The sequence below is a fragment of the Klebsiella sp. C360 genome (genome assembly GCF_048822415.1).
Lineage (GTDB): Bacteria > Pseudomonadota > Gammaproteobacteria > Enterobacterales > Enterobacteriaceae > Klebsiella > Klebsiella quasipneumoniae.
This window is the reverse complement of record NZ_JBMEZZ010000002.1, coordinates 99,272-123,262: the sequence shown is the minus strand read 5'-3', so window position 1 is coordinate 123,262 and position 23,991 is coordinate 99,272. Positions and strand designations below refer to the sequence as shown.

Sequence of the window (23,991 nt, the reverse complement as noted above, 5' to 3'; positions counted from 1 at the left end):
ATCTAACGCTCAATCCACTGGACGGATGAACATGAAAAAACCAACCTCAACGCCTCACGATGCCGTATTTAAGACCTATCTCTCCCACCCTGATACCGCCCGCGATTTTCTGCGGCTGTACCTGCCCGAGACGCTGCTTAAAGTGTGCGATCTGCGTACGCTGCATCTCGAGTCCGGGCATTTTGTCGAAGACGATCTGCGTCCCTTTTACGCCGACATTCTGTATTCCCTGAAAACCACGGCGGGAGACGGCTATATTTATGCGCTTATCGAACACCAGAGCACGCCCGACCGGCATATGGCCTTTCGTCTGATGCGCTACGCCATCGCCGCCATGCAGCGCCACCTTGATGCCGGCCACGATCGGCTGCCGCTGGTGATCCCTGTTCTCTTCTACCACGGTCTGGTAAGCCCCTACCCGTTCTCACTGCGCTGGCTCGATGAATTCGTCGCTCCGGAGCTGGCCGGCCACCTTTATCACGGGGCGTTTCCGCTGGCGGACATTACCGTCATTCCGGATGACGACATTGCCACCCACCAGCGCATGGCGACGCTGGAGTTACTGCAAAAACATATTCGACAACGCGATCTGGCGCAGCTCCTCGACAAACTGAGCGAATTATTATTGACTGGTCTGGCGACGGAATCGCAGGTACAAGCCCTGATGCACTATCTGGTGCAGGCAGGCAACGCGCGAGAGCCGATCAAGTTCATTCGCGAGCTGGCGTTACGTACGCCGCAGCACAAGGAGACGTTGATGACAATTGCGGAATATCTGGAACAGCAGGGTCTGGAGCGGGGACTGGCGCAGGGACTGGCGCAGGGCCGTCAGGAAGGCCGGAAAGAAGAGGCGCAGCGTATCGCCGCCGCTATGCTACACAGTGGCCTGGCGCGCGACCTGGTCGCCCGGTTGACCGGGCTGACGGAGGAGGAACTGACTCCGCAGGCGGACTAGAGTTTAAGGATCTCTTTCACGAAGGGGATCGTCAGCTTGCGCTGAGCGGTAATCGAGGCATGATCCAGCTGATCGAGGGTCATAAATAGCGAGCGCATCTCGCGATCCAGCCGCTTCAGCAGGAAGCGGCACACGTCCTCCGGCATCTCAAAGCCGCGCAGTCTGGCGCGCAGCTGCAGGGCCTGCAGTTTGTCTTCATCCGACAGCGGCTGCAGCTTATAGATCTGCCCCCAGTCAAGCCGCGAGGCAAGATCCGGCAGACCAAGATTCAGTTGCCGCGGCGGCCGGTCGCCGGTGATCAGCAGCCGGGTTTTACCTGATTCCAGGATCCGGTTGTAGAGATTAAAGATGGCCATTTCCCAGGGCTCATCCCCGGCGACGCACTCGATGTTATCGATGCAGACCAGGGCCAGCTGTTCCATCCCCTCCAGCACCTCCGGCACAAACCAGGTGCGTTTATCCAGCGGCACGTAGCCCACGGCATCCCCGCGCTGGGAAAGCTCGGCGCAGGCGGCGTGTAACAGGTGGCTGCGACCCGCCCCTTCACGTGACCAGATATAAATATACCCGCTGTGTTCCTGGCGCAGTACGTTCTGGAGGGCAGCAAGTAGAGAAGGATTATCACCCGGCCAGAAACTCGCGAAGGTTTCGTCGTCAGGAAGATACAGTGGCAAAGAGAGCTGTGCCGGTGCGTTCAGATGGACCTCAACATAGGCTTACAGAAAAACGCGAAGAGTTTATCACAGATTTAGGTCAGGAGAGAACCGGGCGGGATCGCCGCCCGGTCAGGCGATCGTTATTTAACCTCTTCGCTATCCACGGCGTCGAGAACCACCTCTTCCGGACGCAGGACGCTGATAAGCTTGAAAATCAGGCTGAGCGCGATACCGACGATGGTGGCCAGCGCCATCCCTTTCAGCTCAGCGGCGCCGATGTGCACTTTGGCGCCGCTGACGCCGATGATCAGGATCACGGAGGTGAGGATCAGATTCTGCGCTTTGCTGTAATCCACCTTCGATTCAATCAGTACGCGGATCCCCGAGGCGCCGATCACCCCGTACAGCAGCAGCGACACGCCGCCCATCACCGGCACCGGGATGATCTGGATCGCCGCCGCCAGTTTGCCGACGCAGGAGAGCAGAATCGCAATGATCGCCGCGCCGCCGATAACCCAGGTGCTGTAGACGCGGGTAATCGCCATCACACCGATATTTTCCCCGTAGGTGGTGTTAGGCGTCGAGCCGAAAAAGCCGGAAATGATCGTCGACAGGCCATTGGCAAACATCGAACGATGCAGGCCCGGGTCGCGGATCAGATCGCGTTTGACGATATTGGCCGTCACCACCAGGTGACCGACGTGCTCGGCAATCACCACCAGCGCAGCGGGCAGAATGGTGAAGATGGCGAACCATTCAAAACGCGGCGTGTAGAAGGTTGGCAGCGCGAACCAGTGCGCTTCGGCGATCGGGGTGGTATCAACCACGCCCATCACAAACGACAGCGCATAGCCCACCAGAACGCCAATCAGGATCGGGATAATCGCCAGGAAGCCGCGGAACAGGACCGAACCAAACACCGTCACCGCCAGGGTTACCATCGAGATAATAATGGTTTTGCTGTCCGGTGACTGGCCGTCGGCTGGCAGCAGCCCGGCCATATTGGCCGCCACGCCTGCCAGCTCCAGACCGATAACCGCCACGATGGCCCCCATCGCCGCCGGGGGGAACATCACATCCAGCCAGCCGGTACCGGCTTTTTTGACAATAAAGGAGACGAGGCAGAACAGCACGCCGCACATAATGAAACCGCCCAGCGCCACTTCATAGCCCAGCGGCAGCAGGAGCAGCACCGGAGAGATAAAGGCGAAACTCGATCCCAGATACGCCGGGATTTTGCCTTTACAGATAAAGAGGTACAGCAGCGTACCAATACCGTTGAACAGCAGCACGGTGGCCGGGTTGATGTGGAACAGGATTGGCACCAGCACCGTTGCGCCGAACATGGCAAACAGGTGCTGCAAACTAAGCGGGATAGTCTGTAAAAGCGGCGGTCTTTCACTCACCCCGATAGCACGGCGCGTCATAGTGTTTTCCTCTGAGATGGTTAGTTATGTGTGTTTTATTCAAAAAAAAGCCGACTCTCAAAGTCGGCTTATTTATCGTTATTCGATTATTTCGTACCAAAGATCTTGTCGCCGGCATCGCCGAGACCGGGAATGATGTACCCGTGCTCGTTCAGTCCCTTATCGACAGAGGCGGTATACAGCTCAACGTCCGGGTGCGCTTTCTCCAGCGCGGCAATCCCTTCCGGCGCCGCCACCAGCACCAGCACCTTGATGCTGGTGCAGCCGGCGTTTTTCAGCAGATCGATAGTGGCGATCATCGACCCACCGGTGGCCAGCATCGGGTCAACCACCAGCGCCATACGCTCATCGATGTTGGACACCAGCTTCTGGAAGTAAGGTACCGGCTCGAGGGTTTCTTCATTGCGATAAATACCCACCACGCTGATACGCGCGCTTGGCACGTGCTCAAGCACCCCTTCCATCATGCCGAGGCCTGCGCGCAGGATAGGCACGACGGTAATTTTCTTGCCCTTGATCTGCTCAACTTCCACCGGGCCGTTCCAGCCTTCGATGGTCACTTTCTCGGTTGCCAGATCGGCGGTGGCTTCATAAGTCAGTAAGCTGCCCACTTCTGAGGCGAGTTCACGGAAGCGTTTGGTGCTGATGTCGTGCTCGCGCATCAGGCCCAGCTTGTGTTTGACGAGTGGGTGTTTGACTTCCACAATCTTCATTCTCTTTCTCCTCTGAGGGGCAGCCACAAAAAAATCGCGGGATTATACCGCTTTTTTCGGATTAGGCCATACCCATCTTGCTTGACGTATATCAAGCAAAGTGATTTAGAGACAAAAAAACCGGAGACGAGGCTCCGGTTTTAGCGCGGGGTTCTGCCGGGCGGCGCTAACGCTTACCCGGACTGGAAACCACGCTGGCCCGATAAGCGCAGCGCCATCGGGAAATTATAGCTGCTCCCCGTTGCTGGCAATCACCTTCTTATACCAGTCGAACGACTTCTTCTTACTGCGGTCCAGCGTGCCGTTGCCTTCATTATCTTTATCCACGTAGATAAAGCCGTAGCGTTTTTTCATCTCCCCCGTGCCGGCGGAAACCAGATCGATACAGCCCCACGGGGTATAGCCCATCAGGTCAACGCCATCTTCGACCACCGCCTTTTTCATCTCCGCGATATGGGCGGAGAGATAATCGATACGGTACTGGTCATCCACGCTGCCGTCCGCTTCACGAACATCGATCGCGCCAAAACCGTTTTCGACAATAAACAGCGGTAGCTGATAGTGATCCCAGAACCAGTTCAGCGAATAGCGCAGGCCGACCGGATCTATCTGCCAGCCCCAGTCCGACTTTTTCACGTACGGGTTGGAGACCAGGCTGGTGGTTTCATCATAATCGAGCAATGGGTTATCTTCGGTGGCTTTGGTGGCGAAGGACATATAGTAGCTAAAGCCGATGTAGTCGACACAGCCTTCGGTTAACGCCTGACGATCGGCTTCGGTCATGTCCAGGCTAAAGCCGCGGCGGGCAAAATAGTTGAGCAGATGCTGCGGATAGCGGCCGCGCACGTGGACGTCGGTGAACCAGTACCGGCGGTGCATGGCGTTCATCGCCATCATCATATCGTCCGGCGCGCAGGTCAGCGGATAGATGGGACACATGGCGATCATGCAGCCTATCTGCAGAGCAGGGTTGATCTCGCGCGCCGCTTTCACCGCCAGGGCGCTGGCCACCAGCTCATAATGTGCGGCCTGGTACATCACCGGTTCCCGATCTTCACCCGGCACATACTTCAGACCGGAGTTGGTGAAGGGGGCAAAGTCCTCATGGTAGTTGGCCTGGTTGTTGATCTCGTTGAAGGTCATCCAGTACTTCACTTTATGCTGGTAGCGGGTGAAGACGACCCTGGCGAAGCGCACGAAAAAGTCGATCAGCTTGCGGTTACGCCAGCCGCCGTACTCGGTGACCAGGTGATAGGGCATTTCAAAATGCGACAGCGTAATGACCGGTTCAATACCGTGTTTCAGACATTCGTCGAACAGATCGTCATAAAACTGCAGGCCAGCCTCGTTCGGCTCCTGTTCATCGCCCTGCGGGAAAATACGCGTCCAGGCAATCGAGGTGCGGAAACATTTAAAGCCCATTTCGGCAAACAGCGCCAGGTCCTGCGGGTAGCGATGATAAAAATCGATCGCCTCATGGTTCGGGTAGTTTTTCCCCGCTACCACGCCATCGGTGATCTCCCGCGGCACCCCGTGGGCGCCGGCGGTCATGACATCCGCCACGCTGACCCCCTTGCCACCCTCCTGCCAGCCGCCCTCTAACTGATGCGCCGCCACCGCGCCGCCCCACAGAAAACCTTCTTTAAATCCGGACATAATCTCTCCCTAAGGTCGATCGTCGCCAGGCGAACGATAGTGCTGATTGAAATGGTAAACCGCGCCAATCAGGCCGGCATCATTGCCGTGACTGACGGTATCGAGATAGTCGGCAATGCCGAACCAGGCCAGATGCTGGCGCAGCAGCGTCAGAAATCCAGGGCGTTCCACAATGCCGCCGCCGATAAAAATAGTCTGCGGATCGAAGATATTGACGAGGTTATAAAGGCCATGGCCCAGGCCATTGAAGAACTCGGCGACCAGACGCTGGCAAACCGGGTCGCCGGCGTCGTAGCGGTCAAAAATCATTTCGCCAGTGACGCTATCCAGCGGCGCGCCAATATGTTCCGCATAGCGATGGCGAAGCACCCGCAGGGTGCAGTTTTCATTCATCGAGTAGCGACGGGGATCGCGTCCGCCGGGACGATCGGTAAGCATATAGCCGAACTCACCGGCGCGAAAACGCGCCCCGTGGATCAACTGATGTTGGCAAAAAATCGCTCCACCGATGCCAGTGCCGATAGTGAGCACCAGAAAATTGGCCATTTCCGCCGCTTTGCCCTGCCAGCGCTCAGCCAGCAGCACACAGTTGGCGTCGTTTTCAACCGAGACCGGCAGCCCGGTTCGCGTCTCGAGCCACGATTTAATGGCGAAGTTGTCAAATCGACGGATAGCGCCGCCCATGGTGATAAAGCCGCTGTGCGGATCGACATAGCCCGGCGCGCTGATGGCTATACCTTCGCACGACGGGTGGGCCGCCAGCCACGACAGGATGGTCTGTAAGATATGATCGCCATCGCTGTCATTGATTGACTGCTTCGCGGTTTCCAGCAGCCTGCCGTCGCGGGTCATGACGCCCATCTTTAGCGCGGTGCCGCCGATATCAAATGCCGCAATCTTCATTCATCCCTCCCCTGTCGAGCATAATGCACCGGTGAACCACACGGCGGCCAACCACAGAAACCGGTTTCAGTCGTATGATGAGGATTCACTGGCACTGAGGCAAGCACAAGGCTGTACCCGGTTTCATTTTCGTGAGCAGTATCAAATTTGACCATCCGCCAACGGTTTTACGCCGACTGTAAAGCAGGCTCGCAAACGTTTGCTTTCCCTGTTAGAATTGCGCCGATTTTTCTTGCTTACCGCAAACGCGTGGAGACTTCGCAGTGACCGACAAAACCTCTCTCAGCTATAAAGATGCCGGCGTGGATATTGATGCAGGCAACGCTCTCGTCGACCGTATTAAGGGCGTGGTGAAGAAAACCCGTCGCCCGGAAGTGATGGGTGGACTGGGCGGATTCGGCGCGCTGTGCGCACTGCCGCAGAAATACCGCGAGCCGGTACTGGTCTCCGGCACCGACGGCGTCGGTACCAAGCTGCGTCTGGCAATGGATCTGAAGCGTCACGACACCATCGGCATCGACCTGGTCGCCATGTGCGTGAACGACCTGGTGGTTCAGGGCGCTGAGCCGCTGTTTTTCCTTGATTATTACGCCACCGGTAAACTGGACGTCGATACCGCAGCCAGCGTCATCAACGGCATCGCCGAAGGCTGCCTGCAGTCCGGTTGCGCGCTGGTGGGCGGTGAGACCGCAGAGATGCCGGGGATGTACCACGGCGAAGATTACGACGTGGCGGGTTTTTGCGTCGGGGTGGTGGAAAAATCAGAAATCATCGACGGCAGCAAAGTCGCTGACGGCGACGTGCTGGTGGCGCTGGCCTCCAGCGGCCCGCACTCTAACGGCTATTCGCTGGTGCGTAAGATTATTGAAGTTAGCGGCGTTGACCCGCAGACCACCGACCTTGACGGCAAACCGCTGGCCGACCATCTGCTGGCGCCGACCCGCATCTATGTGAAATCGGTTCTCGACCTGATTGCCAGCGTTGACGTCCACGCCATCGCCCATCTGACCGGCGGCGGCTTCTGGGAAAACATCCCGCGCGTGCTGCCGGACAACACCCAGGCGGTGATTGATGAGTCTTCCTGGCAGTGGCCGTCCGTCTTCAACTGGCTGCAAACCGCCGGTAACGTCAGCCAGCATGAGATGTACCGTACCTTTAACTGCGGCGTGGGGATGGTTATCGCCCTGCCGGCTGCAGAAGCAGACAAGGCCATTGCCCTGCTGAACGAGAAAGGTGAAAACGCGTGGAAAATCGGGTATATCAAAGCCTCCGATTCCGAACAGCGTGTGGTCATTGCATGAAAAACATTGTGGTGCTGATTTCCGGTAGCGGCAGTAATTTGCAGGCGATCATCGACGCCTGCGGCCGGAAACAGATAAACGGCACCCTGCGTGCGGTATTCAGTAACAAGGCCGATGCGTTCGGCCTTGAGCGCGCGCGCGCGGCCGGGATCCCGGCTCACGCGCTGGCGCAAAGTCAGTTTGCCGACCGGGAAGCGTTCGATCGTCAGCTGATGCATGAAATTGACGCCTACGCCCCGGATCTGGTGGTGCTGGCGGGTTATATGCGTATCCTTAGCCCCGCCTTCGTCAGCCACTATCAGGGACGTCTGCTGAACATCCACCCTTCGTTACTGCCGAAGTATCCTGGCCTGCATACCCATCGCCAGGTGCTGGAAAACGGTGACGAGGAGCATGGGACCTCGGTGCACTTCGTCACCGACGAGCTGGATGGCGGTCCGGTTATCCTGCAGGCCAAAGTGCCGGTCTTTGCTGGCGACAGCGAGGAAGAGATCACGGCGCGGGTTCAGACCCAGGAACATGCCATTTATCCGCTGGTGATAAGCTGGTTCGTCGAGGGACGTCTGCGCATGGAGGGCAACCACGCCTGGCTGGATGAACGACAGCTTCCCCCCCAGGGCTATGCCGCTGAAGAATGAACAACAGCCCCGCCTTTCGCCATCGCGGGGCTTTTTTTTAATTAAAATTGTTTATTAATCAAACATCTCACAGAAATAATTCTTCTTACTGTCATATAGTTGTGACACAGTAAATCGCTATGCAGAAAAATTCGTCATAATAGTCTACGTCCTGTGAGTAAAACGGAGTGTGAGCGGTAATGGGCCAGGAAAAGCTATACATCGAAAAAGAACTCAGCTGGTTGTCTTTTAACGAGCGCGTGCTGCAGGAAGCGGCGGACAAGAGTAACCCGCTGATTGAGCGCATGCGCTTCTTAGGGATCTACTCCAACAACCTTGATGAGTTTTACAAAGTGCGCTTTGCTGAGCTTAAGCGCCGGATTATTATCAGTGAAGAACAAGGCAGTACCGCCCATTCTCGCCACCTGTTAGGCAAAATCCAGGCCCGCGTTTTGAAGGCCGATCAGGAATTCGATAGTCTGTATAACGAACTGCTGCTGGAGATGGCGCGCAACCAGATCTTCCTGATCAATGAGCGTCAGCTGTCCGTCAATCAGCAGGCCTGGCTGCGCAACTACTTTAAACAGTATTTGCGCCAGCATATCTCGCCGATCCTGATTAACCGCGAAACGGACCTCGTGCAGTTTCTGAAAGATGATTACACCTATCTGGCGGTGGAGATTATCCGTGGGGAAAACATCAACTATGCCCTGCTGGAAATTCCGTCGGATAAGGTCCCGCGCTTCGTAAACCTGCCGCCGGAAGCGCCTCGTCGCCGTAAGCCAATGATCCTGCTGGATAACATTCTGCGCTATTGCCTGGACGACATCTTTAAAGGCTTCTTTGATTACGATGCGCTGAACGCCTACTCGATGAAAATGACCCGTGACGCCGAGTACGATCTGGTGCATGAGATGGAGTCGAGCCTGATGGAGCTGATGTCCTCCAGCCTGAAACAGCGCCTGACCGCCGAGCCGGTTCGCTTCGTCTACCAGCGCGATATGCCGGACGCGATGGTCGAAATGCTGCGCGATAAGCTCTCCATCTCCAACTATGACTCAATGCTGCCGGGCGGCCGCTATCACAACTTTAAAGACTTTATCGGCTTCCCGAACGTGGGTAAGGCCAATCTGGTCAATAAACCTATGCCGCGCCTGCGTCATCTGTGGTTTGATAAATTCCGCAACGGCTTCGACGCCATTCGCGAACGCGATGTGCTGCTCTACTACCCCTATCATACTTTTGAGCATGTGCTGGAGCTGCTTCGCCAGGCCTCGTTCGACCCCAGCGTACTGGCGATCAAAATCAACATCTACCGCGTGGCCAAGGATTCGCGCATCATCGACGCGATGATCCACGCCGCCCACAACGGTAAAAAAGTCACCGTGGTGGTGGAGCTGCAGGCGCGTTTTGACGAAGAGGCCAACATTCACTGGGCGAAACGCCTGACGGAAGCGGGCGTTCACGTTATCTTCTCCGCGCCGGGCCTGAAGATCCACGCCAAGCTGTTCCTTATCTCGCGTAAAGAAGGCGATGAGGTGGTGCGCTACGCCCACATCGGCACCGGTAACTTCAACGAGAAGACCGCGCGGATCTATACCGACTATTCGCTGTTAACCGCCGATGCGCGCATTACCAATGAAGTCCGCCGGGTGTTTAACTTTATTGAAAACCCCTACCGCCCGGTTAGCTTCGATTACCTGCTGGTGTCGCCGCAGAACTCGCGTCGTCTGCTGTATGAGATGATCGACCGCGAGATCGCTAATGCGCAGAACGGGCAACCGTCCGGTATTACCCTGAAGCTGAACAACCTGGTGGACAAAGGGCTGGTGGACAGACTGTATGCCGCCTCCAGCTCCGGCGTGCCGGTCAACCTGTTGATCCGCGGCATGTGCTCGCTGATCCCCGGTCTGGAAGGCATCAGCGAAAATATTCGCGTCATCAGCATTGTGGACCGTTTCCTCGAGCACGACCGGGTCTACTGTTTTGAAAACGGTGGCGATAAGCAGGTCTGGCTCTCCTCTGCCGACTGGATGACGCGTAATATCGATTATCGTATCGAAGTTGCCGCCCCGCTGCTCGACCCGCGCCTGAAACAGCGGGTGCTGGATATTTTTGATATCCTGTTCAACGATACGGTAAAAGCGCGCTATCTTGATAAAGAACTGAGTAATCGCTATGTGCCGCGCGGCAATCGCCGTAAAGTGCGCGCTCAGATGGCGATTTACGATTATCTCAAATCACTCGAACAACCCGACTAACCTATGCCAATAAACGAAAAAACCCCTCGACCGCAGGAATTCGCTGCGGTTGACCTTGGTTCGAACAGTTTTCATATGGTGATCGCCCGTGTCGTCGACGGCGCCATGCAGATCATCGGACGCCTGAAACAGCGCGTACATCTGGCCGATGGCCTCGATGAAAACTCGGTGTTGAGCGAAGAAGCCATGACCCGCGGGCTGAACTGCCTGTCGCTGTTTGCCGAACGCCTGCAGGGATTTTCTCCCTCCAGCGTCTGCATCGTCGGGACGCATACGCTGCGTCAGGCGACCAATGCGGCGGAGTTTCTTAAACGCGCGGAAAAAGTGATCCCCTACCCGATCGAGATCATCTCTGGTAATGAAGAAGCGCGCCTGATATTTATGGGCGTGGAGCACACGCAGCCGGAGCGCGGCCGTAAGCTGGTGATTGATATCGGCGGCGGTTCGACCGAGCTGGTCATCGGTGAAGATTTTGAGCCCCGCCTGGTGGAAAGCCGTCGCATGGGGTGCGTGAGTTTCTCCCAGGCCTACTTCCCGGGCGGGACGATCAATAAAGAAAATTTCCAGCGCGCTCGCCTGGCGGCGGTACAAAAGCTGGAAACCCTGGCCTGGCAGTTCCGTATTCAGGGCTGGACCGTGGCGCTGGGCGCCTCCGGCACCATTAAAGCCGCCCAGGAAGTGCTGGTGGCGATGGGCGAGAAGGACGGGTTTATTACGCCGGAACGCCTCGAAATGCTGGTCAGTGAGCTGCTGAAGCATAAAAACTTCGACGCGCTCAGCCTGCCCGGCCTCTCGGAAGACCGTAAAGCGGTCTTTGCTCCGGGGCTGGCGATCCTGTGCGGCGTGTTTGACGCGTTAGCCATTAAAGAGCTTCGTCTGTCTGATGGCGCGCTGCGTGAAGGCGTGCTGTACGAAATGGAAGGCCGTTTCCGCCACCAGGATATTCGTAGCCGCACGGCGCAGAGTCTGGCGAATCAGTACAACATCGATCGCGAACAGGCGCGCCGGGTGCTGGAAACCACCACCCTTATGCTGGAGCAGTGGCAGGAGCAGAATCCGAAGCTGGCCAATCCACACCTCGCGGCGCTGTTGAAGTGGGCGGTGATGCTCCATGAGGTGGGCCTGAATATTAACCACAGCGGCATGCACCGCCACTCGGCCTACATTCTGCAGAATAGCGACCTGCCGGGCTTCAACCAGGAGCAGCAGATGCTGATGGCCACGCTGGTGCGCTATCATCGCAAAGCGATAAAACTCGACGACCTGCCGCGCTTTACGCTATTCAGGAAAAAGCAGTTTCTGCCGCTGATCCAACTGCTGCGCCTCGGCGTGCTGCTGAATAACCAGCGTCAGGCCACCACCACGCCGCCGACGCTACGGCTGCAGACGGAAGCTCACCACTGGACGCTGACCTTCCCGCACAACTGGTTTAGCCAGAATGCGCTGGTGCTGCTGGATCTGGAAAAAGAGCAGCAGTACTGGGAAGGTGTGCCGGAGTGGCTGCTGAAGATTGCGGAAGAAGAGCCAGACGCCTGATCGCCTCTGTGGATAGCATACGAGCCGGGCCATCGCGCCCGGCTTTTTACCGCTTCAGGCGCTCATCCCCTCCGCCAGCTGCGCCAGAGGTACCGGAACGCCAATATCATAGCCCTGCATATAATCTATCCCCAGCGCGATGACCGCCTGGCGTATCTCCGGCGACTCGACATATTCGGCCACCACTTGCATGTTCTTCATCCGCGCCAGACGACAGATAGAGTCCACCACCTGGTAATCAAGACTGCTGGCGAGCAGATTGCGAATAAAGCTGCCGTCGATTTTAAGAATATCGACGTTCATCGTTTTTAACCGCGCATAGCTGGCGTAGCCGGTACCAAAATCATCGATCGCCACCCGGCAGCCCAGCGCCCGCAGACGCTCTAATGTCTGGCAAACCAGCTCGGGGTTGCTGAGCGCATAGTTTTCGGTCAGCTCGAAGATAATCTGCCATGGCTCAATGTTATAGGCCTGCAGCAGGTTTTCCACCTCCTCGGGAAACTGACTGCGGCTCAGCGAGACCGGAGAGAGGTTGATCGCCAGCCGCAGACCGGGCAGCGCCCGCCGGTTGGCATCCATAAAGGCCAGGGTGTGCTCAATGACCCACTGATCCACGCGCGTGGACAACCCAAACTCGTGCGCCACCGGCAGGAACTCGTTTGGCCCTGTCAGCTCCCCCGACTCCCCTTTCATCCTCAACAACACTTCATGGTAGTTGTCGCCGCGAATACCCTGGATAGGCTGCGCCATCAGGACAAAATGGTCTTGCTCCAGCGCCTTGAGGATGCGGTTCATCATCGCCACTTTGTCTTTCAGATCCTGCTGGACATGCCCGGCGCCGCGGCGCTGCAAATTCTCCGGATGGCCGCTGGCCAGCGACATGTCGGCAATCGTGTTCAGCTCGCCAAGCAGCAAATACAGATGCTTCACCGGCGAGCGGACGTTGCAATAGCTCATGCCGATCCGCGGCTGCAGGGGGACCCCGTCCCAGTGAAAACGGAACTGTCGCAGGGAGCGCTCAATTAAGTGAATGCGCGCCTGGTGCCCTTCGCTGTTGAGACGAAACACTAAATCGTGACCGGCAAGATGATATACCGCTTCGTTCGGCTGCAGCAGCGCACGCAGGTGATTCGCCAGCATTTGCTTATACTGAATGCGCAACAGCACCCCGTAGTGGCGGCCCAGCAGCTCAAGCTCAGGAATACGCAAAAAACAGAGCGTCGACCAGCTCGCGCCGTTCAGCGCCCGGCTCAGCGCCCGCAGATTCGGCATATGTACCACCGGGTCGAGGAAGGCCATCTGTCGGACGCGGGCGTAGATCAGCCGCTGCTGTGTCGCCAGCATCGCCGTATAGGCGACAATAAACGAGAACACCAGATAGCTTGACGAGGTGATCGCCAGCTGAGTGTTATAACTTGGATAAATGGGTAAATAACGGTAATGAAAATGGATCACGGCGATCAGTACCGGCGTCCAGATCAGCGAGATAAAGCGATAGCCAAAACGCATCGCCCCCCACAGCATCACCGGCATCAGTAAGGATAATGTATAATTTGTACTAAATATAGTGCTGCTATCATTAAGCGGCATCAATAATAGCCCCAGCAGCAGGATTAATATCGCCACCCAGCTGATGATTTCAATTTTTTTTATTTTTGGATCAATTTGTAAGCGAACCTGAGAAATAAATCCGCGCAAATAAAAAGGGTTACGAATTACCCGCAGCAGTAAATAACATAAGGGCACGCCGGTCAGGCACCCTACCATCAGCGCCTGAAAGGTGATTAACGACCGTAAACTAAACGGCGAGATGCCGGTCATCTCCGTTGTGCGCGGATGCAGCCCCAGAAACTCGGCGATCTGCGACAGAATCAGAAAAATGACCGAAGGGAGCAGCATTTGCCAGAACAAACGATGCGGCATCAGTCTGACGTTACCATGCGATACCTGCTGCCGTTGGGGAACAAAGATGCGGTATCCGCCCCAGCAGAGTACGCAGGGGATCAGAAAATGGAACAGTACGCCAAAGGCCTGTTCCGGCGTCATTCCCCGGGCCAGCGTAAGCAGCAGGCCAACGATAATACCGGGGATCGCCGCCCAGCCGAAAAACATCATCAGGCTGAGCACCAGCGCCAGGGGAAGATAATAAAGATAAACCATGTGACCATTCAGCACGGTATATGTATTCATCCCTCTGGCAAGGGGTAATAACAGAACAGGCAGGAGAAGCGGTAAGGCCCACCATTTGTCGCGATATTGTTGATAGTATTTTAATAAATTCATAGGTGCTCTACAGAGAGCCTCTGCTCCTGCGAGGCATATTCAGGCAGGCATCCAACCACCCCATGCTGTCCGCATAAGTAATAACGATACGGTAACGTCCGCTGATTTTAGTGGCCAAGAGAATGAGGCTGTTGATATAAATCAACAAATGCTGACACCAACATTAATAAAACTTATTTTTTCACCTTTCCCTGGCTAATAAAGTGAGCATGTAAATACGCCGATTATCTTATATAACATTAATTAATGTTTTCACTGCCGCACTTTTACATCTGCATCAATTGACCCCACCTCGTTCCTGTGCCTTAATACCCCCATCGCCCATCTTCGGGTATACTTCAAGGAACCTTTTGTGAGTCAGGCACCCAGTATGCGTAAACGACATCGATTTAACCGTCGCATGACCCGTATCGTACTGCTTATCAGCTTTCTCTTCTTCTTTGGACGCTTTGTCTACTCCTCCATTGGCGCCTGGTACCATCACCAGGATAAAAAAGCGTCGCAGGAGTCAACGCTCACCGTCGAGCCTTCCGCCCGCGAGTAACCCGTTGAGCCCGATGCCGGGTGCGCCCCCAACCGCTGTCAGAGACGCCCGTTTTCGAGACTCTATCCCTGACGAGGCATATGTTGCTGCTGGCGATTTATAAGCGCACGGCCTGTAGCAGACGCAGCATTTCCGCCATTCCTTTGGTAATCACTTTATCCTGACGCATGACAACCGCCAGCTGACGGTACAGCGACGGGGCCAGAGAATGTACCGTTAAGCCACAGCGATCCTCCGCCTGCTCCACCGCCATGCGGGGCACAATACTGTAGCCCAGCCCGGCCCGCACCATGCGTTTGATCGCCTCGATGCTTCCCAGCTGCATCACCGGCGTGACCGCCAGGCCCGCCGAACGGAACCAGCGGTCAATCAGATCCCGCGTGCCGCTGCCCGCCTCGAAGGCAATGAGCGGCAGCGCCTGCAGCGCTTCAGAGGTGCACACCGCCGGGATCCCCGCCTCGTGGCTGGGATGAATGACCACGAACTCCTCGTCAACCACTGCGGTCACTGCCAGACTGCGCCCCTGCACGGGCAGGGTAACCAGTCCAAGATCGAGCCGGTTTTCCTCCACCGCCCGGACGATATCCAGCGTGTTGCCGGTGGTCACCCCCACCGTCAACAGCGGGTGCTGCTGACGAAGATGCTGTAGCAGCGGCGGAAGAAGATGAATGCAGGCCGTCGCGCCGGTCCCCAGCGTCAACGAGCCATTAACTTCCTGGCTAAATGCGCTGACCGACTGCACCGCGCTATTCACCGCCCGATCGATCTGCTCGCTGTGGGCCAGCAGCGCCATTCCCGCCGCCGTCGCCTTGATCCCACGCCCGGTGCGCTCCAGCAGCCGAGTCTGTAAAAATTGCTCCAGCTGACGCACCTGCAGGCTGACGGCGGGCTGGGAGATCCCCAGCGCGTCGGCGGCGGCGGAGAAGCTGCCGCGCTGTACGACCAGCCGGAAGGTCGCCAGGTTTCCCAGGTTCAGTGTTGTCATGCAAAGTTTCTCTTATACCGCGCATAAGGTGGCCGCTCTGCCAGAACAATAGCCTGCCGGGTATGCTCAGGACAACTGTCTTAACGGAATGAAAAACCATGGAAACACCGGCTATTCCCCGACGCCTCGCCTTCACGGCGGGCGCTCAGCAACTGATCAACTGGGGTATCTCTTTTTATATGCCCGGCACCTTTGCCGGGGCGATGTCGGCAGATACCGGCTGGTCATCCCCACAAATCTACTCAGGCCTGACGCTCGCCATGCTGGTGATGGCCACCCTCTCGCCGTTTGTCGCCCGGCTGCTGTCGCGTGCTGGCGGGCAACGCGTGGTGATGGCAGGCTCCCTGCTGCTCGCCGTCGGTTGTCTGCTTATGGCTGACGCACACTCGCTTGTCGCCTGGTACAGCGCCTGGCTGTTGACCGGCATCGGCATGCGTTTGTCGCTGTATGACGCGCTGTTTGCCGCGCTGGTTAATCTCTACGGCAAGCAGGCGCGACGGACGATCTCCCGCATAACCCTGACGGGTGGGCTGGCCTCGGTGGTGTTCTGGCCGCTGGGGGAGGCTCTGCTCGCGGCCATGAGCTGGCGGGAAGCACTGCTGATCTATGCCCTGTTCGGCTTGCTAAGCGCCGCGTTAACCCTGTCGCTACCCAATAAAACAGGCTTTATCGTCAATAAACCCGCCGCCCCTGCCGCGGTACGGGATCGGCGAAACGGCTGGCTGTACGCCGCGTTTATCGCGCTGATCACCTTTGTCTCTAATGGCACTTCCACCCATCTGCCGGAATTTATCATAAGCGTCGGTCTGCCGGTTGCCGTCGGCATGTTATGGGGCGTTGGACAGACTGGTGCACGGTTTCTGGAGGTGGTGGCCGGGGCGGGGCTCACCCCGCTTCGCCTGACGCTGCTTACCGCGCTGGCTATGCCGGTGTGCTTTATGCTCGGCCTGAGTAGCTCGCTTTTTCTCTGGTCAGCCGCCGGTTTTGTGCTGGGCTACGGGGCGATTAACGGGCTGGTGACCATCGTCAAAGCCACGCTGCCGCTGCAGTTGTTTGCCCCTGAAGCGTACGCCAGACGCACCGGGGTGCTGCTGATCCCGGCCCAGCTGATGGCGGCGGCCTCCCCGCTGGCCTATGCGTGGCTGAACCGGGCTTTAGGGACGATCGGGGCGATGTGGCTGTCGTGGGGGTTAACGCTGCTGATTGCCGTACTGGCGGTGGCTATCGTCAAGGGGCAGGCATCGCACCAGGCTGAGGGTATCCCTGCCCTTAGCGACTAGAGCACAAAGCCGCCGTCGATGGTCAGGCTTGTACCCGTCATGTAGCCGGACGATTCACCGGCAAGCCAGGCCGCCAGCGAGGCGATTTCGTCCGGTTCGCCCATACGCTGCAAGGGAATGCGCCCGACGATCTGCTCCGCCATTCCGGCAGTCATATCGGTGGCGATGGGCCCCGGCTGGATGTTGTTAATCGTGATGCGCCGTGGCGCCAGATCCAGCGCAAGGTTCTGCACCATTGAGGCGACAGCCGCTTTACTCATGGCATACACGCTACTGCCCACATGGCCGGTACGCACCGCGGTATTACTGCCGATGGTGATCACACGCCCCCCTTCCGCCATCGGCTTAACCGCCGCCTGAATGGCAAGGAAGACACCACGCACGTTGACGGCCAGGGTGGTATCCAGATCGTCCAGCGAATAGGCCTCAAGGGTACCGAGACGCAGCACGCCCGCATTTACCACCGCGACATCCAGCCTGCCGTAGTGCCGTAATGTCTTATCCACCGCGGCCTGGATAGCCCTGGGGTCTGCGCTGTCGGCTTCAATGGCTATCGCCTGACCGCCCCGTTGCTCAATCGTTGAGACCAGCGCCTGCGCCCGATCCGGGCGTGATACCCAGGTGATGGCAACCCGATAGCCCTCGTGCGCCAGTCGCGCCGCAATGGCCGCCCCGATACCGCGCGCGCCGCCGAAAATCAACGCTACCTTTTCGTGATTCATGATGGTCATTCTCCTGTTTGCTGTAGCACCCACCCGGGTGCCTCTGCAGACACCATGCCAGCAGATACAGCCCTTCGCATGCGCGGAATGTATCGCACTGTATCCACGCCGCCCTGCTTACGCAGCCATACAAAAAAGCCGCCCACAGCAAACAGACCCGATACATAAAAATGGTTTTATGAGGCTGTCGCCATTGATGACCCGATGAGGAGATACCCCGATGATACGTCCACATTTACTCTTCACGCTGTTCGCGCTGACATCAGGCTGCGCTTGGGCTGCACCGCTTAGCGGACTCAGCGCCGCGGATGTTAACGGCCCCGCCGCCGTTGCACCGCCCGAACAGCCCCAGCCACCGGCAACACTAATTGTGGATCCGCCGCTGGCGGGCCCGCTGAGTAAAGGTGCGGTCTTTATTCAATACCGCGCCGAGAACATGCGTATTGAACCGGTGTTCGGGCCCGAGGCGCTGAAAGTGGCGCCGCGCATCGGCCATATCCACGTCATCGTGGATGACAACCCCTGGCACTGGGCCGACGCCAGCGGCGAGCCGGTTATTCTGGTGGGCCTGCCTGCCGGTCATCACAAGGTGACCCTTATTCTCGCCGATCCAACCCATAAACCTGTTGATCGCAAGACAGTCGAATTCATCGTACCGCCGCATGCTGCGGTTATGCACTGAACGCCACCAGTCACTTATTTTTGAGGATCTTAACCATGAAAGCATTACTGATTGCTGTTCTGACCTTCTCCGCCGCAATGGCGTCTTCCGCTTTCGCTGCCCGGGAAATTAACCAGCCTCAGGGGCTGCAAAAAATTGGCACCGTTTCCGACAGCAGCGGCGCAACGTCGCTGGCGGATCTGGAGGCGAAACTGCAGGCCAAAGCCGTTAAAGCGGGCGCCGGTGCGTTTCGCATTACCTCCGCCGGGGGGAACAACACCCTGTCGGGCACCGCAGATATTTACCGTTGAGGCGTCACCATGAAAAAACAGTCTCTTCATACCTTCGCGGTGGGCCTGCTGCTGGCCGCCGCCAGCGGTACCGCACTGGCGAGTAGCAATAAAACCGTGGTGCTGGTGCACGGCGCTTTTGCCGACGGCAGCAGCTGGAACCAGGTGATCGACAGACTGCAACGCCAGCATACCGAGGTCATTGCCGTTCAGCTGCCGCTCAACTCGCTGAAAGAGGATGTCGCCGCAACCCAGCGCGCCATCGCCCGGGCCCACGGGGATGTGGTGCTGGTAGGCCACTCCTGGGGCGGGACGGTGATCAGCGAGGCGGGTAACGCTGCGCGGGTCAAATCGCTGGTTTACGTGGCGGCGTTTGCCCCGGACTCGGGCCAGTCGACGGCGGATCTGGCGGGGAGCTACCCTGCCCCACCGGGCAGCGCAGGTATTGCTAAAACCGCAGAGGGTTTTCTCTGGTTACCTGAAAAATCGGTACGCCAGGACTTTGCGCCAGATATTAAGGCTGCTGAGCAAAACAGGCTGATCGCCACCCAGGGCCCGATCCGCGCGGAGGCCTTTACCGAAAAGGTCACGCATGCGGCCTGGCATGATAAGCCGAGCTGGTATGTGGTCAGCAAGAATGACCGGATGATCAATCCGGATCTGGAGCGTTCGATGGCGAAGGCGATTGATGCGAAAACCACTGAGGTGGCGGCAAGCCATGTGTCGATGGTGAGCCAACCGGAGGAGATTGCCCGGGTGATTGAGCAAGCGGTGAAATGAGACAGGCAATAAAAAGCCCGCAGGATGCGGGCTTAAATCAAAAACGATTAACGGGCGGGCGTTATTCCCACTCTATTATTAATTAAATAAAAAAATCCATATATAACATTCAATTAATTCAATTGCAATAAGAGATACCATGAAAAATGCCATTCCAGGCTGACCGAAGCCACACCTTGCTCCAATAGGCGCCAAGAATCGCCGCCGGCACGGCGCAGCGCAAGCCTTCAGGACGTGAAGCCAGCTGCCACGACGCAGCATGAGACTGGGGGGAACAGCCTATGAAACCCGACGCCTAGATGCTAGGAAGACTGCTTTAAAAATCAAATGACATCTAGACCCAAATGGAGCACAATGTAGCTACAAAAAGCTTGGAGAATGTAATGGCAAGCAGTAATGATGTCGTTCGCGCTCGTATTGACGGGCATATCAAAGAGGAAGCCACGAACGTGTTATCGGGAATGGGCTTATCCGTATCAGACGCCATTCGAATACTGCTCACGCGCATTGCAACCGACAAGGCGCTCCCCTTCGATATCAATCGTGTGCAGGCTCAACCCAGCATCAAGAAGCCATGAGCGTCTGCCTGAAAAACTCAAAAAACATTAGGGCCAGAGTCTAAGCGCATGGATCGAATACAACAACTCAACTACGAAAAGGACTTCCGCATTGCCTTCCTGGAATCAAAGGGGGATGGATTTCAACGTTTGTTCGAGAAGCTGATGTTGAAGGCACACCCCAATGATTTTATGGCTTGCCGACCTTGGGGCAATGTTGGGGATCGGAAAAACGACGGGTATCTACCTTCCGCGCGAATCCTGTTTCAGAGCTACGCCCCCAATGAATTGAGCGCTACCGAGGCAATCAAGAAGATCAATGAGGACTTCGAAGGCGCCAAAGAGCACTGGGAAGATTATTTCGATGAGTGGACCTTCGTGCACAATGCACCCGATGGGCGTCTGGGTCCACACATCATCGAAGCACTAGCCAAACTCGCGCAAGACAACCCACAGCTCAAGATCGGGCACTGTGGGTACGAGGAAATGCTGACTAAATTCCGTCAGCTAAGCCTTCAGGATCTCGAGTCTTGGTTCGGCCCTTCGTTAACAATGGAAGCAAATGTCAATCTGGGCTTCGGCGATCTGACCGCTGTGCTCACTCACATCAGCATCACGCCAGTACCTACGGCAAGCGAGGTGAAGAACGTTTCGCGCGGAAAGATCGAAGCAAACCTTCTGTCTCAGGCTGTCGCCGACTTTCTGAAGATCGGTATGCAGAAGTCGCCGCTCGTTGCGCAGTTCTTCAATAGCTGGAAGAACCCCACCTACGGCGAGCAGATCGCGCAGGCATTCAAGAGCGAATACGTGAAGCTTCGGGATGGAGTTTCTCAGCTCCATCCCGATGAAATATTCGGCCGCCTAGAAGCGTGGGCCGGAGGCACGACGAATACCACGCCTGCGCATAAGGCGGCCGTATTGGCCGTATTGGCATACCTGTTCGACAAGTGCGAGATTTTTGAAGATGCTCAAGCGATGGGGGCTGCATGATACTGCCATCCAAACATCTGCCTCATGATCGTGCACTTCTGACTGTTGGTGCCCGTGTTTTGACTTTCCTTGCACGCCCCAAGACTGTCTCCGCGCTTTGGGAAGAATTGAACAGACACGATACAGGCTTGACCGTAACGCCTCGGCGAATCACCTACGACTGGTTTTTGCTCTCCCTCGACCTGCTATATGCACTTGGAACCATCGAACTAGAAAGCGGCCTTGTGGCCAGGAGAACAGCGTGATTCATAACATTTTCAGCACGCTACCTAGCTTCAAAAATCTTGGAGATCTGAAGCCCGGCCTGAATGTGCTGCTCGCCCAAAAAACTGAGGGGGCATCCACCAAGCAAACACGAAATCGTGCCGGCAAAACCAGTTTCGTGGAGTTGGTGCATTTTCTGCTCGGTGCCGATGCCGGTCCAGAGTCGATTTTCCGCACCCCGGAGCTGGCCGAACACACCTTCGGCATGGACTTTGATCTGAATTCGGAACGAACGGTTGTCGAGCGGAGTGGTGGTTCCAAAGCCAAAATTTTCGTTACAGCTCCGCCTGCCGCGAAGGTCAAGTTCTCGGCCACCGAGTGGTGTACATTCCTCGGCGAACAAATGTTTGGCCTGAGCAGCCTTGAAGCTGCAGGCAGCAAGCCGCCTTCATTCCGGTCGCTGTTTGCCTACTTTGTACGCCGACAGGCGAGCGGCGCCTTTATGACGCCAGAAAAACAGGCTACGATGCAGGGAACTGGCGACATGCAGATGGCGCTAATGTTCCTACTCGGACTGGACTGGCAGATTGCCCGAGATTGGCAAGCTGTACGCGATCGGGAAAAGACTCTCGAAGAGCTGAAGAAAGCGGCTGGCAACGGTGTCTTCGGTTCAATCATCGGCAAAGTCGCTGACTTGCGCACAGAGCTAACCATTCAGGAGGCCCGTCTCAAGAAGCTTCACGCGGAAGTTGGAACTTTCCAAGTCTTGCCAGAATACCGGGAGCTGGAAGTCGAGAGCGCAACGCTCACCCGCGAGCTCAACGACTTGGCCAACGCTAACACCATTGACTTCTCGGCTATTCGTGATCTGGAAAACGCCCTCGCCTCCGAGATTCCTCCGGACCATGAAGACCTTCAGGCTGTATATCAAGAGGCAGGTATCGTGCTTCCCGGCTTGGTTAAACGCCGTTATGAAGACGTAAAAAGCTTTCACGACTCGGTGGTGCGCAATCGCAAGGACTATCTGTCCAGCGAACTCGAAGCTGCCAAACTTCGTATCGAGCTTCGTGACAGTAAGAAAGCACAGCTCGACCAACGGCGTGGCGAAATCCTTGGCATTCTCAAGAGCCATGGTGCTCTCGAACAGTTCCTCAAGTTGCAAGGAGAACTGGGCCGGCTGGAATCCGAAGTGGAATCGCTGAGGCAACGTTTCGAAGCTGCAGAACAGCTCGAAGGTACCAGGAACGAGCTGGACATAGAGCGCAATCGCCTCACTATTCGACTGCGGCGTGACTTTGCTGAGCAGAAAGACCGATTGGCCGAAGCTATCGTCGCTTTCGAGGAAACTTCGCAACGTTTGTATGAATCGGCCGGCAGTATGACGGTCGATGAAACCTCCAACGGACCGATTTTCAAATTTCCGATGCAAGGTGAGCGCAGCAAAGGCATCAAAAATATGCAGATATTCTGCTTCGACATGATGCTTATGCGCTTGTGCGCCAAGCGGCAGATGGGACCGGGATTTCTAATCCATGATAGCCATCTGTTTGATGGCGTTGACGGACGTCAGGTCATTAGCGCCTTGCGTCTTGGCTCAGAGATCGCCCAAGAGCTTGGCTTTCAATACATCGTGACGATGAATGAGGACGACGCTTTCAAGGAAACCATCGATGGCTTCGACCTTAATGACCATGTGCTTCCAACACGTTTGACCGATGCTACTGAGGACGGTGGGCTATTTGGTATCAGATTTGGATAACTATCGGACTGGTGGTGGTTGAATTCTGAGTATGCGCTTGAATACTGGAAGTCTCGGAGCTATCAGCAAGCGCACATAAAAGGCCGCACTACCTCTCTGAAATCTGCGAGACGCAAGAAGGATGATAGGACAAAGAACCCGCTATTCGTTAGCGCAATTCCTGGAACTTCAGGAGCCCATGATTTCAATCGTGCTCTTGGGCAAGTACGGGGTGCAAGACTTATCCTTGCCCCACGGACAACTGTTGTACGGTTTACTGAACACGCTACGCGATCTCGATGCCCGCACGCTCATGCTGGCGCTGGCCGAGGTCGTTGCGACTACAGGCGATCTGCGGGCCAGGGTCAATCCTAAGTATCGGTTCGATGAGCGATTGCACGACCTGACGCAGTGCCTACTGCTGGACGGCTACATCATCAAGAGCAAGATGCTGGTTCAAACTGATCCATCGATTACCGATGCGGCGCCCTTAGAGGATGACTTGATCGACGCCTTGCAGAAGTCGGGGGCTCCCCGTGCGCAGGAAATCATCGCCAAGATCAATGACTCGGCTGGCGCGTTCCGCTCGACACCACCCGACTACAATGCCTCGCTCGTTAATGCCCGCGTGGCGCTGGAGACGCTGGCCGGTGACGTGGCTGCCCATAATGCCTCGCAGCAGCCGACACCACCCACCTACAACCCATCGAAGTGGGGCGAAGTGCTTGTGTTCCTGCGAAGCAGCGGCGAGATCACGGTCGAGGAGGAAAAAGGGCTGGCTGGCGTGTTCGGTTTTCTAAGTCCGGGCGCTCACCGCCCGATGGGCATCCCAGAAGATCAGATGACGCGGCTTGGCCGCTCATTCGCGCTCAATATGTGCTGGTTCTTGCTCAAGAACCATCTCCTGCGAATCCAACAGCCTTGAACGTACC

22 protein-coding genes and 1 pseudogene are annotated in these 23,991 nt (G+C 56.7%); 15 read left to right on the top strand and 8 right to left on the bottom strand.

Going from position 1 to position 23,991, the window contains the following annotated elements:
* Positions 1–31 precede the first annotated feature (31 nt).
* Positions 32–955, top strand: a complete 924-nt coding sequence (locus ACOI7D_RS06495; protein ID WP_023290620.1) for an Rpn family recombination-promoting nuclease/putative transposase — start codon at positions 32–34, stop codon at positions 953–955.
* On the opposite strand, the gene ACOI7D_RS06490 is transcribed toward ACOI7D_RS06495, so the two are convergent.
* The 5 genes from ACOI7D_RS06490 to bglK form a co-directional block, all read right to left on the bottom strand.
* Positions 952–1,653, bottom strand: coding sequence for a DnaA inactivator Hda (locus ACOI7D_RS06490; RefSeq protein WP_020947395.1), 702 nt, complete (start codon positions 1,651–1,653; stop codon positions 952–954). The two genes, ACOI7D_RS06495 and ACOI7D_RS06490, sit on opposite strands and share 4 nt — an antisense overlap.
* Positions 1,654–1,751: 98 nt before the next feature.
* Positions 1,752–3,038 carry a uracil permease gene (gene uraA / locus ACOI7D_RS06485; RefSeq protein ID WP_023290621.1) on the bottom strand — a complete coding sequence of 429 codons (1,287 nt, stop codon included), beginning with the start codon at positions 3,036–3,038 and terminating at the stop codon, positions 1,752–1,754.
* Between the two features lie 86 nt (positions 3,039–3,124).
* Positions 3,125–3,751: a uracil phosphoribosyltransferase gene (upp, locus tag ACOI7D_RS06480; RefSeq protein ID WP_004201927.1), complete on the bottom strand. Its 627-nt coding sequence runs from the start codon at positions 3,749–3,751 to the stop codon at positions 3,125–3,127.
* Positions 3,752–3,976: 225 nt separating this feature from the next.
* A complete protein-coding gene (locus tag ACOI7D_RS06475) occupies positions 3,977–5,407 on the bottom strand; it encodes a 6-phospho-beta-glucosidase (RefSeq protein ID WP_023290622.1) in 1,431 nt (476 codons plus the stop codon).
* Between the two features lie 9 nt (positions 5,408–5,416).
* Positions 5,417–6,310 (bottom strand): beta-glucoside kinase BglK, encoded by an 894-nt coding sequence (gene bglK, locus ACOI7D_RS06470; RefSeq protein WP_109547062.1) that lies wholly within the window; start codon positions 6,308–6,310, stop codon positions 5,417–5,419.
* Between the two features lie 263 nt (positions 6,311–6,573).
* Here bglK and purM point away from each other — a divergent pair, with 263 nt between their 5' ends.
* The 4 genes from purM to ppx all read left to right on the top strand — a co-directional run bounded on the left by purM (position 6,574) and on the right by ppx (position 12,025).
* Positions 6,574–7,611, top strand: a complete 1,038-nt coding sequence (gene purM / locus ACOI7D_RS06465; protein ID WP_004201922.1) for a phosphoribosylformylglycinamidine cyclo-ligase — start codon at positions 6,574–6,576, stop codon at positions 7,609–7,611.
* Positions 7,608–8,249, top strand: a complete 642-nt coding sequence (gene purN / locus ACOI7D_RS06460; protein ID WP_109547061.1) for a phosphoribosylglycinamide formyltransferase — start codon at positions 7,608–7,610, stop codon at positions 8,247–8,249. Before purM ends, purN begins: the two co-directional genes overlap by 4 nt.
* 179 nt (positions 8,250–8,428) lie before the next feature.
* Positions 8,429–10,489, top strand: a complete 2,061-nt coding sequence (ppk1, locus tag ACOI7D_RS06455) for a polyphosphate kinase 1 (protein WP_002913838.1) — start codon at positions 8,429–8,431, stop codon at positions 10,487–10,489.
* 3 nt (positions 10,490–10,492) lie between these two features.
* Positions 10,493–12,025 (top strand): exopolyphosphatase, encoded by a 1,533-nt coding sequence (gene ppx, locus ACOI7D_RS06450; protein WP_004201914.1) that lies wholly within the window; start codon positions 10,493–10,495, stop codon positions 12,023–12,025.
* A gap of 54 nt (positions 12,026–12,079) precedes the next feature.
* Here the strand turns inward: ppx and ACOI7D_RS06445 are convergent, their stop codons facing one another.
* Complete coding sequence (locus ACOI7D_RS06445; protein WP_044524330.1) at positions 12,080–14,308, bottom strand: EAL domain-containing protein; 2,229 nt, start codon at positions 14,306–14,308, stop codon at positions 12,080–12,082.
* Positions 14,309–14,678: 370 nt separating this feature from the next.
* On the opposite strand from ACOI7D_RS06445, the gene ACOI7D_RS06440 reads away from it, so the two are divergent.
* Complete coding sequence (locus ACOI7D_RS06440) at positions 14,679–14,852, top strand: YfgG family protein (RefSeq protein WP_017900441.1); 174 nt, start codon at positions 14,679–14,681, stop codon at positions 14,850–14,852.
* A 97-nt stretch (positions 14,853–14,949) separates the two neighbouring features.
* Here the strand turns inward: ACOI7D_RS06440 and ACOI7D_RS06435 are convergent.
* Positions 14,950–15,862 (bottom strand): annotated as a pseudogene (locus ACOI7D_RS06435) (LysR family transcriptional regulator).
* A gap of 73 nt (positions 15,863–15,935) precedes the next feature.
* Here ACOI7D_RS06435 and ACOI7D_RS06430 point away from each other — a divergent pair.
* Positions 15,936–17,117, top strand: a complete 1,182-nt coding sequence (locus ACOI7D_RS06430; RefSeq protein WP_044524332.1) for an MFS transporter — start codon at positions 15,936–15,938, stop codon at positions 17,115–17,117.
* Here ACOI7D_RS06430 and ACOI7D_RS06425 read toward each other — a convergent pair.
* Positions 17,114–17,839 (bottom strand): SDR family oxidoreductase, encoded by a 726-nt coding sequence (locus ACOI7D_RS06425; RefSeq protein WP_077255383.1) that lies wholly within the window; start codon positions 17,837–17,839, stop codon positions 17,114–17,116. The genes ACOI7D_RS06430 and ACOI7D_RS06425 overlap by 4 nt on opposite strands.
* A gap of 220 nt (positions 17,840–18,059) precedes the next feature.
* Here ACOI7D_RS06425 and ACOI7D_RS06420 point away from each other — a divergent pair, with 220 nt between their 5' ends.
* The 8 genes from ACOI7D_RS06420 (at position 18,060) to ACOI7D_RS06385 (ending at position 23,984) form a co-directional block, all read left to right on the top strand.
* The gene (locus tag ACOI7D_RS06420; RefSeq protein WP_032453709.1) at positions 18,060–18,521 is read left to right on the top strand and encodes a DUF6130 family protein; all 462 of its coding nucleotides are present in this window, start codon (positions 18,060–18,062) and stop codon (positions 18,519–18,521) included.
* Positions 18,522–18,556: 35 nt separating this feature from the next.
* A complete protein-coding gene (locus ACOI7D_RS06415; protein WP_044524334.1) occupies positions 18,557–18,811 on the top strand; it encodes a YdgH/BhsA/McbA-like domain containing protein in 255 nt (84 codons plus the stop codon).
* 9 nt (positions 18,812–18,820) lie between these two features.
* Entirely contained in the window at positions 18,821–19,570 is a 750-nt protein-coding gene (locus tag ACOI7D_RS06410) for an alpha/beta fold hydrolase (RefSeq protein WP_032453711.1), read from the top strand.
* Positions 19,571–19,953: 383 nt separating this feature from the next.
* On the top strand, positions 19,954–20,148 hold the full coding sequence (locus ACOI7D_RS06405) for a type II toxin-antitoxin system RelB/DinJ family antitoxin (RefSeq protein WP_004687407.1): 195 nt from the start codon (positions 19,954–19,956) through the stop codon (positions 20,146–20,148).
* A gap of 48 nt (positions 20,149–20,196) precedes the next feature.
* A complete protein-coding gene (locus ACOI7D_RS06400) occupies positions 20,197–21,117 on the top strand; it encodes an ABC-three component system protein (protein WP_002971350.1) in 921 nt (306 codons plus the stop codon).
* Positions 21,114–21,362: an ABC-three component system middle component 6 gene (locus tag ACOI7D_RS06395; protein WP_004687408.1), complete on the top strand. Its 249-nt coding sequence runs from the start codon at positions 21,114–21,116 to the stop codon at positions 21,360–21,362. Before ACOI7D_RS06400 ends, ACOI7D_RS06395 begins: the two co-directional genes overlap by 4 nt.
* Positions 21,359–23,080: an ABC-three component system protein gene (locus ACOI7D_RS06390; RefSeq protein ID WP_004690117.1), complete on the top strand. Its 1,722-nt coding sequence runs from the start codon at positions 21,359–21,361 to the stop codon at positions 23,078–23,080. The genes ACOI7D_RS06395 and ACOI7D_RS06390 overlap by 4 nt, the downstream gene beginning before the upstream one ends.
* A gap of 178 nt (positions 23,081–23,258) precedes the next feature.
* On the top strand, positions 23,259–23,984 hold the full coding sequence (locus ACOI7D_RS06385) for a hypothetical protein (RefSeq protein ID WP_006171795.1): 726 nt from the start codon (positions 23,259–23,261) through the stop codon (positions 23,982–23,984).
* The last annotated feature ends 7 nt before the right edge of the window (positions 23,985–23,991 follow it).

Excerpts from the sequence above, each read along its gene's own strand:
- ACOI7D_RS06495 (WP_023290620.1), top strand. The coding sequence starts at position 32 with ATGAAAAAACCAACCTCAACGCCTCACGATGCCGTATTTAAGACCTAT.
- uraA (WP_023290621.1), bottom strand. The coding sequence starts at position 3,038 with ATGACGCGCCGTGCTATCGGGGTGAGTGAAAGACCGCCGCTTTTACAG.
- upp (WP_004201927.1), bottom strand. The coding sequence starts at position 3,751 with ATGAAGATTGTGGAAGTCAAACACCCACTCGTCAAACACAAGCTGGGC.
- ACOI7D_RS06475 (WP_023290622.1), bottom strand. The coding sequence starts at position 5,407 with ATGTCCGGATTTAAAGAAGGTTTTCTGTGGGGCGGCGCGGTGGCGGCG.
- bglK (WP_109547062.1), bottom strand. The coding sequence starts at position 6,310 with ATGAAGATTGCGGCATTTGATATCGGCGGCACCGCGCTAAAGATGGGC.
- purN (WP_109547061.1), top strand. The coding sequence starts at position 7,608 with ATGAAAAACATTGTGGTGCTGATTTCCGGTAGCGGCAGTAATTTGCAG.
- ppk1 (WP_002913838.1), top strand. The coding sequence starts at position 8,429 with ATGGGCCAGGAAAAGCTATACATCGAAAAAGAACTCAGCTGGTTGTCT.
- ppx (WP_004201914.1), top strand. The coding sequence starts at position 10,493 with ATGCCAATAAACGAAAAAACCCCTCGACCGCAGGAATTCGCTGCGGTT.
- ACOI7D_RS06445 (WP_044524330.1), bottom strand. The coding sequence starts at position 14,308 with ATGAATTTATTAAAATACTATCAACAATATCGCGACAAATGGTGGGCC.
- ACOI7D_RS06440 (WP_017900441.1), top strand. The coding sequence starts at position 14,679 with ATGCGTAAACGACATCGATTTAACCGTCGCATGACCCGTATCGTACTG.
- ACOI7D_RS06430 (WP_044524332.1), top strand. The coding sequence starts at position 15,936 with ATGGAAACACCGGCTATTCCCCGACGCCTCGCCTTCACGGCGGGCGCT.
- ACOI7D_RS06425 (WP_077255383.1), bottom strand. The coding sequence starts at position 17,839 with ATGAATCACGAAAAGGTAGCGTTGATTTTCGGCGGCGCGCGCGGTATC.
- ACOI7D_RS06420 (WP_032453709.1), top strand. The coding sequence starts at position 18,060 with ATGATACGTCCACATTTACTCTTCACGCTGTTCGCGCTGACATCAGGC.
- ACOI7D_RS06415 (WP_044524334.1), top strand. The coding sequence starts at position 18,557 with ATGAAAGCATTACTGATTGCTGTTCTGACCTTCTCCGCCGCAATGGCG.
- ACOI7D_RS06410 (WP_032453711.1), top strand. The coding sequence starts at position 18,821 with ATGAAAAAACAGTCTCTTCATACCTTCGCGGTGGGCCTGCTGCTGGCC.
- ACOI7D_RS06405 (WP_004687407.1), top strand. The coding sequence starts at position 19,954 with ATGGCAAGCAGTAATGATGTCGTTCGCGCTCGTATTGACGGGCATATC.
- ACOI7D_RS06400 (WP_002971350.1), top strand. The coding sequence starts at position 20,197 with ATGGATCGAATACAACAACTCAACTACGAAAAGGACTTCCGCATTGCC.
- ACOI7D_RS06395 (WP_004687408.1), top strand. The coding sequence starts at position 21,114 with ATGATACTGCCATCCAAACATCTGCCTCATGATCGTGCACTTCTGACT.
- ACOI7D_RS06385 (WP_006171795.1), top strand. The coding sequence starts at position 23,259 with ATGATTTCAATCGTGCTCTTGGGCAAGTACGGGGTGCAAGACTTATCC.